The sequence below is a fragment of the Actinotignum timonense genome (genome assembly GCF_900155575.1).
In the GTDB taxonomy this organism is placed as follows: Bacteria; Actinomycetota; Actinomycetes; order Actinomycetales; family Actinomycetaceae; genus Actinotignum; species Actinotignum timonense.
The window spans coordinates 1-8,378 of record NZ_LT706983.1; the positions used below are offsets into that span (position 1 = coordinate 1).

5 protein-coding genes and 1 pseudogene are annotated in these 8,378 nt (G+C 61.3%); 1 reads left to right on the forward strand and 5 read right to left on the reverse strand.

The genetic code is table 11. The features are described 5' to 3' along the window. Positions 1-39: 39 nt before the first annotated feature. Entirely contained in the window at positions 40-1,323 is a 1,284-nt protein-coding gene (locus tag CZ322_RS09745) for an adenylosuccinate synthase (protein ID WP_087071231.1), read from the reverse strand. Positions 1,324-1,606: 283 nt separating this feature from the next. Between CZ322_RS09745 and CZ322_RS09750 the strand changes: the two genes are divergently transcribed. Further along, positions 1,607-3,970, forward strand: coding sequence for a glycogen/starch/alpha-glucan phosphorylase (locus tag CZ322_RS09750; RefSeq protein WP_087071232.1), 2,364 nt, complete (start codon positions 1,607-1,609; stop codon positions 3,968-3,970). Positions 3,971-4,226: 256 nt separating this feature from the next. Here CZ322_RS09750 and CZ322_RS09755 read toward each other — a convergent pair whose 3' ends face one another. The 4 genes and pseudogenes from CZ322_RS09755 to CZ322_RS09770 form a co-directional block, all read right to left on the reverse strand. Continuing rightward, positions 4,227-5,372, reverse strand: coding sequence for an MFS transporter (locus tag CZ322_RS09755; protein ID WP_087071233.1), 1,146 nt, complete (start codon positions 5,370-5,372; stop codon positions 4,227-4,229). A 414-nt stretch (positions 5,373-5,786) separates the two neighbouring features. Then, positions 5,787-6,551, reverse strand: coding sequence for a hypothetical protein (locus CZ322_RS09760; protein ID WP_087071234.1), 765 nt, complete (start codon positions 6,549-6,551; stop codon positions 5,787-5,789). 177 nt (positions 6,552-6,728) lie between these two features. Then, a complete protein-coding gene (locus CZ322_RS09765; protein WP_234984567.1) occupies positions 6,729-7,559 on the reverse strand; it encodes a carbohydrate ABC transporter permease in 831 nt (276 codons plus the stop codon). A 158-nt stretch (positions 7,560-7,717) separates the two neighbouring features. Next, positions 7,718-8,317, reverse strand: a pseudogene (locus CZ322_RS09770) (carbohydrate ABC transporter permease); the annotation flags it as partial. Positions 8,318-8,378 lie beyond the last annotated feature (61 nt).

Consider the following 8,378-nt stretch of genomic DNA (forward strand, 5'->3'; position numbering starts at 1 on the left):
AGCTGGCGGCGCGGCCGCGCCCGTGCCGCGCCGCTCGACTCAGCCGAGCAGATCGTGGAGCACGATGGTTTGCTCGCGATCCGGCCCCACCCCGATCAGCGAGAAGCGGCAGCCGGCCATCTCCTCCAGCCAGCGCACGTAGCTTTGGGCGTTGGCGGGCAGGTCCGCGAAGTCGCGCACCGTGGAGATGTCCTCCGTCCAGCCCGGGTGGTACTCGTAAATGGGCTTGGCATTGGCGAAATCCCAGGTGTCGATGGGGAATTCGTGCACGCGCTGGCCGTCGATCTCATAGCCCACGCACACCGGGATCTGTTCCACGCCGGTAAGCACATCCAGCTTGGTGAGGACCAGGTCGGTCAGGCCGTTGACCCGCACCGCGTAGCGGGTGACCGGGGCATCGTACCAGCCGCAGCGGCGCGGGCGCCCGGTGGTGACCCCGTATTCGCCGCCCGCTTCGCGCAACCAATCGCCCTTGCCTCCGTGCAGCTCGGTGGGGAATGGCCCTTCGCCCACGCGGGTGGCGTAGGCCTTGACGATACCCACCACCCGGTCGATACGAGTGGGACCCACCCCGCTGCCGGTCACCGCCCCGCCGGCGGTGGCATTCGAGGAGGTCACGTAGGGGTAGTTGCCGTGGTCGATGTCCAGGAGGGTGGATTGCCCGCCTTCAAAAACAACCGTCTTGCCTTCATCGAGGGCCTGATTGAGTTCGCGAGAAGCGCTAATCATCATAGGCGCGAGGCGTTCCCCATAGGCGAGCAGCTCGGTGAGCACGTCGTCGACATTAATCTCCTCACGCCCCAGGGCCCGCAACACCAAGTTTTTCTGCGCCACCGCGGTCTCGACCTGCCCGCGCAGGCGCCGCGGGTGCACGAGGTCGACGATGCGAATCCCCACGCGATTGGCTTTATCCGCGTACGTGGGGCCGATGCCGCGGCCGGTGGTGCCGATTTTGCCATCGCCGAGGACTTCTTCGTTGAGGCGGTCGAACATTTTTGTGTACGAGGTGATGACGTGCGCGTTGCCGGCGATGCGGAGGTTTTTTGTGGAGACGCCGCGCGATTCCAGCTCCGCCATTTCCGCGAAAAGCGCTTCGGGGTCAACGACGACGCCGTTGCCAATCACCGAGATGCAATCTGAATTGAGAATGCCGGACGGGAGGAGGTGGAGAGCGAATTTTTGGCCATCCACGCTGACCGTGTGGCCGGCATTATTACCCCCGTTAAATTTCACAACATAATCGGCACGCTGGCCGAGCTGGTCAGTTGCCTTGCCTTTTCCTTCGTCGCCCCACTGGACGCCGAGAATAATGACCGCGGGCATAGTATCTAATCTCCTCGTTATATCAAACAGGTGTAAAGAGCTCCGCCGCCCGTGCCGCTGTGCGGCTACCGTGCCGCCGCCATTGGACAGCCGGCTGCCGACCGTAGGTCACCGGGCGACCGCCGTATGGCCGCGCCCCGTTGAGCCTCAGCCCCGGGCTAACGTCCCGCTTTACTACACAATAATAACCGCCACAGCCCGCCGCGGGCATCTTTGCACATTTTCAGAAAGTTTCTCAGCTAAGGTAGAGGAGGCACGTGCCCGAATATTTTCGAGGAGCAAAATGTCTGAACTGACTCAACCACTCGGGGCTTTTACCCGTTCGGTATCCGGTGTCTCGACCTCCGGATCCTCCCTGCGCGATTACTGGGAGGGGCTGTCCGAGCTCACCATGAGCCGGCTGGCCGATAACTGGGAAGCTACCACTAAGAAATACCGGGAGGGTCAGCGCGCCAGCTACTTCTCCGCGGAATTCCTCATGGGGCGCGCACTCCTGAATAATCTCGTCAACCTTGGCCTGGTGGACGATGCCCGCAAGGCCCTGGAAGATTACGGCCTCAACCTCACCGATGTGCTCGATGAAGAACCCGATGCCGCGCTCGGTAACGGTGGCCTGGGGCGCTTGGCCGCCTGTTTCATGGATTCGTGCGCTACCCTGAATTTCCCCGTGGTCGGCTACGGGATCCTCTACCGCTACGGCCTGTTCAAGCAGAGCTTCGTGGATGGTTTCCAGAAGGAAGAACCCGATCCGTGGATGGAAAACGGTTCGCCTTTCGTGGTGCGCCGGGATAGTGAATCCAAGCACGTGAAATTCGCGGATATGGATGTGCGCGCGGTTCCTTATGATATGCCGATCACCGGCTACGGCACCGCGAATGTCAATACCCTGCGCCTGTGGAAGGCCGAGCCCCTTGAAGAATTCGATTACGATGCCTTCAATTCTCAGCGTTTCACCGATGCGATTGTGGAACGCGAGCGCGTAAATGACCTGTGCCGGGTGCTCTACCCGAACGACACCACCTACGAAGGCAAGGTGCTGCGGGTGCGCCAGCAGTACTTCTTCTGCTCGGCTTCCCTCCAGTGCCTCATTGCCGAACATAAGGAAGCGCACGGGGATATTCGTTCCTTCGGGGAATACAACTCGATCCAGCTCAATGACACCCACCCGGTGCTCGCCATTCCGGAGCTCATGCGTCTGCTCATGGATGAGGAAGGCCTGGGCTGGGAGGATGCCTGGAAGATCGTGTCCCAGACCTTCGCCTACACCAACCACACGGTGCTGGCCGAGGCGCTGGAAACCTGGGAAACTTCGATTTTCACCAAGCTTTTCCCGCGTATTTATGACATTGTGGCGGAAATGGATCGGCGTTTCCGCGCGGAGCTGGCGGAGGCCGGTTTCCACCCGGGCAAGATTGAGTACATGGCGCCGCTCTCCGGCGGGCTGGTCCATATGGCGTGGATCGCGTGCTATGCCTCCTTCTCCATTAACGGGGTGGCCGCGATTCACAGTGAGATCCTCAAGCGGGATACCCTCCACGACTGGTACGACATCTGGCCCGAGCGTTTCAATAACAAGACGAATGGCGTGACCCCGCGCCGCTGGCTGCATAATTGCAATCCGCGCCTGGCCGCGCTGCTGACCGAGGTGCTCGGGGATGATTCCTGGGTGACGGATCTGGATAAGCTGGCCACCATTGAGGACCGCGGGAATGCGGATATTTACCGGCGCCTCATGGAAATCAAGGCGGAAAATAAGCGTGATTTCGCGCGCTGGATTAAGCGCCGCGACGGCATCGATATTCCCACCGATGCTATTTACGACACGATTATTAAGCGCCTGCACGAATACAAGCGCCAGCTCATGAACGCGCTGTACATCCTCGATCTGTACTTCCGGATTAAGGACAATCCCAGCATGGAGGTCCCGCCGCGGGTCTTCATTTTCGGGGCTAAGGCCGCGCCGGGCTACAAGCGCGCCAAGGCGATTATCAAGTTCATTAACGAAGTGGCGAAGCTGGTGAATAATGATGCGGATACCCGCGGCAAGATCACCGTGCTCTTCGTGGAGAACTACAATGTGTCGCCGGCCGAGCATATTATTCCGGCCACCGATATTTCCGAGCAGATTTCCCTGGCCGGGAAGGAAGCTTCGGGTACCGGCAATATGAAGTTCATGATGAACGGCGCGCTGACGCTGGGCACCATGGACGGCGCCACCGTGGAAATCGTGGACGCCGTTGGCGAAGAAAATGCCTATATTTTCGGGGCGCGCGAAGAGGAGCTGCCGGAATTGCGGGCGCACTACAACCCGCGCGAACAGTACGAGACCGTGCCTGGGCTCAAGCGGGTGCTCGACGCCCTGGTGGACGGCACCGTGAGCGACGGCGGGACCGGCGAATTCCACGACCTCCTCGGCTCCTTGCTGGACGGGTCCTCGTGGGAGACCCCGGACGTGTACTACGTGCTCGGCGATTTCGCTGATTACCGGGCTACCCGCGACCGCATGGCCGCGGATTACGCCAACCAGGAAGAGTGGGGCCGCAAGGCGTGGATCAATATCTGCCGCTCGGGCCGCTTCTCCTCCGACCGCACCATCGCGGATTACGGCCGCGATATCTGGGGCGTGAAGGCAACGCCGATTAAGTAGCTGCGGTTACGCAAACTAAGGGGGCGGCTGCGTGACGCTACGCGAACCTCGGGCGGCGGGTGTGTGATTGTTACACATCCCGCCGCCCGCGTTTGTTTTGTTTCGCGACCCGGCCTACCCGCCGCGAACGTTCATGCGCAGGCGGCTTCTCATTTTTAAAAACGACGACGCCGCGCCTGCCGGCCAGCCGGAGCCCGGATAGCGACCGTGACCCGCGCGGCGAGCTGGTCACGCCGTAGTCGGTGTGGCGAGCTGGTCACGCCGCGGTCGGTGTGGCAGTTTCGCTTGCTGTGCCGGCGTTCCGGGTAAAGAAGAGGAGCACTGCGATGAGTGCGTACACCGCGGCGGAAAGCATAATCGCTTTATCCAAGCCGCAGGCCAGCCCGATGGCCGCAACTGCCGGGGCGAATAATGCTGTGACGATGGAATCGGCCAGGGAGATGACCGACAGGGCACTTGCTCGCACGCTATCGGAGATCCGGGTGTGGTAACGCCCGGAGACCTGGATGATCAAGATTGTTTGCATGGCCACGTGGAGAGCGAAAGTTATCCACACGAAGAACTGCTGCTGGGCGAGCGCGAAGAGTGCCGCGGCCAGGATATTGGCGACCGCCACAGCCCAGGCCCACCGCGAAGGGATATTGAGTTTCTCCTGGAGGGTGGCTGCGCCTAAACCGCCCAGGCACATGGCAGCGTAACCGGCTGCCACCAAGCAGAGTGAAGCCTGGCCGAACTTGATTTGCCAGAGCATGAACGGACCAAGCGCTGCCGAATTGACGAGGATTAAGGCGAGTGCCTGGTGTGACCACACCGCGGTTTTCAGATTTGCGCCGAGTTCCCGCCAGGTATATTCGGCAGCTTCCTGCGAATCAGGAACTGTCCAGGAGACCATCGCCGCACCAATAAGCGCAGCGATGCCAAGCAGCCAAATCGCCGGCGGCCATATCGTGTAAACCGCCACTCCGGCCAGGCCACCCGCGAGGGAGGTACCCGAGCGAACGAACTGCATAACCGTCAATGTCTTGCTTGATTTTTCTGCGGTCGAGGTATCGACCTGGTTCATCACCAGCGCCTCAAGAGTGCCACTCATAGCGGCACTGGCGATTCCTGCAAGGAACTGGCCCGTCAGTAGGACGCCGTCGTTCACCGCCCAGAAAAATGCCGCGAAAGCGACGATCCGCACCACGATGCCCGCAAGAAGAACCGCGCGCTGCGAGTAGCGGTCAAAGAGTACGGAGAACGGAAGTTCCGCCAGAGAAACGGTGACATTGAAAACCGACACCATGACACCGAGGAAAACCAGGTCTCGCCCGAGGAACTGCGTGAAGTACAGGTTATCGACCGCACTGAAGCAGGCGACCGCCAGGGTACAGAGACCTAAAAGGGCTAAAGCTTTACGCATTTCATAAAAGGGTACATCCTCAATTCCGAGATTCCGAGAGTTACACAAGGCCAGGCGTCCGCACCCCTTTCTTAACGTAGCTGCCGTTGCGCTTTGATTTCGGGCGGATGCGGAGGTCTTCACGCGAGAGTCTCACAGGCTTCACGAACCTCAATAGTCACACGAGCACCTGGGGAGGGGGCATGTGTTGCCCGAGCTGTAGTGCAGATGTCGTACACGCGAAGTACATCTCGGAAAAACACCCCCACCTCCCGCCGGGGCGGTGAACCGGCGGGAGCCAAAGTGCGCATTTCGAACCGTCACCCCCGTCAAGTGCGCGTTAGAGACAGGAAATCGCCCCAAAACGGTGCTCTTATGCGCACTTCATTTCGGGGCCGTCGGGGCTAACCCGCTGGCAGCGGCCGGTGCTGCGGGCTAGCCTTCGGCTTCGGCGAGGAGGGTGTCGAGGACCGGGCGTTGCAACCAGGCCGTGAGGTAGAGCGGGACGCTCAGCCCGGCAAGTGCCAATGCCCAGAAGATGGCCAAGCGCGATACCGGCGCATAAAGCCAGGCCAGCGGGAGCGCCACCGCGGCCGCTACGCACGCGGCCGTGCGTAGCGGCCGGGTGATGGCGAGAAGCACCGAGTTACCTAGGTGCTCCAGGAAGGCGTTGGAGAAGAATGCCTGGAGCGTCACCAGCCAGACCAGCACTGCCAGCACCAGCAGGAGGGCCACGATAATGAGGCCCGAGAGGATGCCAGCCAGCCGCGGATCCGCGGCGATTGCAGGGTCAGTAGCGAGCACCCCGGCAGAGTCGGCGACCGATTGCCCGGCAAGGGCAGAATCGGCGACGTGAGCGGCCGCAGACGCCGAGGCCACGGGGGCGGCTTTGCCGGGGGCAGCCAGGCCGGAGACCCAGCGGTTTTCCCACCAGGCCAGGCCGAGGAGCCCGAGGGTGGGCAGCCACCAGGCCAGCGAGGGCAGCAAAGCAGCGCGGAAATGCTGCCACCACAGGCGCCAGGGCCGGGGCGCCTCGCCGCGAAGCAGCTGGGCGCTCACCCGCGCCGATGCCACCAGGCTGGCTCCCCCGCTCACCACCGGGAGCAACCCGAGCAGGGTAATAATATTGAGTTCCACCAGGATGACGGCGTCGGAAAGTCCGCGCTGGAAAGGTGAGTCAGGATCGAAAATCCGGCGCATACATCTCCTTCGGTTGGTGGCGCCCGCGGGTGGAAGCGCTACGGGCTTGTGCGGCAAGCGAAGCCCCGCGGATCAGCGCCCGCGAACCAGCACCTCACGGCCCAATCCCCACGTGGCTGAGCTACGGCGCCGCGCGCCCGGTATCGGGTGCGCGGCGCCGCGTCGTCGTCGTGCTTCTTAACCCTTGACGGAACCCGCCGCAACGCCTTCCACAATATAGCGCTGCGCAAAAAGATAGAAAATAATAATCGGAATAATGGCGAGCACCAGCACCGCCATCTGCGCACCCAGATCCTTATTTCCATTCGAGCCCACCAGGAATTGGATCACCACCGGGACAGTCCGGTAGGCCTCCTCGCGCCCGATCACGAGGTTCGGGAGGAGGAAGTCGTTCCAAATCCACATAGTGTTGAGGATCGCGACCGTGACCGCCGTGGGCTTGAGCATCGGCATGACCACCTGGAAGTAGGTCTTGAAGGGCCCGGCGCCGTCGATAGACGCCGCCTCCTCGATTTCGCCTGGAATCGAACGCACGAAGCCCGCGAAAATAAACACCGAAAGCCCAGCCCCGAAGCCGAGATACAGCACCACCAGGCCCCACGGGGAGGATAGCCCCAGCTTGTCCGCGATTTTCACGGTCGGGAACATGACCATCTGGAAGGGCGCCACCATGGAGAACACCAGCAGGTAGTACAGCAGCGACGTCCACCAGCTCCGCACCCGCGCCAGGTAATACGCCGTCATCGCGCAGAAGAACACGATGACCAGCACCGAAGCCACCGTCACGAAGAACGACCAGCCCAGGGCCCGCATAAAGCCGGAGAGGCTCAGCGCGGTCTGGTAATTATCCATTCCCGCGAACGTTTCGCCGGCCGGCAGGCTGAAGGGGTCGTCTGAAATGAAGAAGCGGCCCTTGAAAGAATTCACGAGGATGAAGAGCAGCGGCACCACGTAAATCAGGGAAAGAACCCCGAGGAATACCACCGCCGCCCAGCGCCCGGGGGTCATGCGCACCCGGTGGCGCGGAGCCTTGAGCTTCGGTTTCGCCGCGGGAACGGTGCCGCGCGCTTCCGTGTGCGCTTCCGTGCGAGCAGAGTCGCGCGTTTCCTCGGGAACGACGGCGCCCTGGGACTCAGCGGCGACCGCGCGTTTGCCAGTTTCGGTACTCACAGGTCCACCTCCTTCGTGCGGGTGGCGCGCAGCTGGATGAGCGCAATCGAGGACACGATGAGGAAGAAGATCACGGCCTTAGCCTGCGATACTCCCTGCTGCCCGACCTGCTCATACATGCTCTTGACGATATTGAGCGCCGCCATTTCGGTTTCCCGCATGGGGGCGCCGTTCGTGAGCGCCAGGTTTTGGTCGTAAATCTTGAAGGTGTTCGCCAGCGTCAGGAAGAGGCAGATCGTAATCGAGGGCATCATCATGGGGATGGTGACCGAGCGCAGGGTGCGCCAGCGGCTCGCGCCGTCGATCTGCGCGGCTTCGTTGAGTTCGGCGGGAACATTTTGGAAGCCGGCGATGTAGATGATCATCATGTAGCCGATCATCTGCCAATTGACCAGCAAGATGAGGCCGATGAAACCGTATTTCGAATCATTGACCAGCGTGGTGCCGTAATTGGAAAGAACCGCGTTGAGGAGGGACTGCCAGGTGTAGCCCAGCACGATCCCGCCGATGAGATTCGGCATGAAGAAGATCGTGCGATAGAAATTCGTGGCGGGGAGCTTCTTCGGGGGCAGAGACGCCAGGAAAAAAGCGGAGATAATGGAGCTGTTAAAGGTGGGTTCTTTTTTTAATCTTTATGTGTTAAAGAAAAAGGGGCAG

What these genes read in the sequence shown, in the direction of transcription:
- CZ322_RS09745 (WP_087071231.1), bottom strand. Translation starts at nt 1,323, where the DNA reads ATGCCCGCGGTCATTATTCTCGGCGTCCAGTGGGGCGACGAAGGAAAA.
- CZ322_RS09750 (WP_087071232.1), top strand. Translation starts at nt 1,607, where the DNA reads ATGTCTGAACTGACTCAACCACTCGGGGCTTTTACCCGTTCGGTATCC.
- CZ322_RS09765 (WP_234984567.1), bottom strand. Translation starts at nt 7,559, where the DNA reads ATGACCCCCGGGCGCTGGGCGGCGGTGGTATTCCTCGGGGTTCTTTCC.
- CZ322_RS09755 (WP_087071233.1), bottom strand. Translation starts at nt 5,372, where the DNA reads ATGCGTAAAGCTTTAGCCCTTTTAGGTCTCTGTACCCTGGCGGTCGCC.
- CZ322_RS09760 (WP_087071234.1), bottom strand. Translation starts at nt 6,551, where the DNA reads ATGCGCCGGATTTTCGATCCTGACTCACCTTTCCAGCGCGGACTTTCC.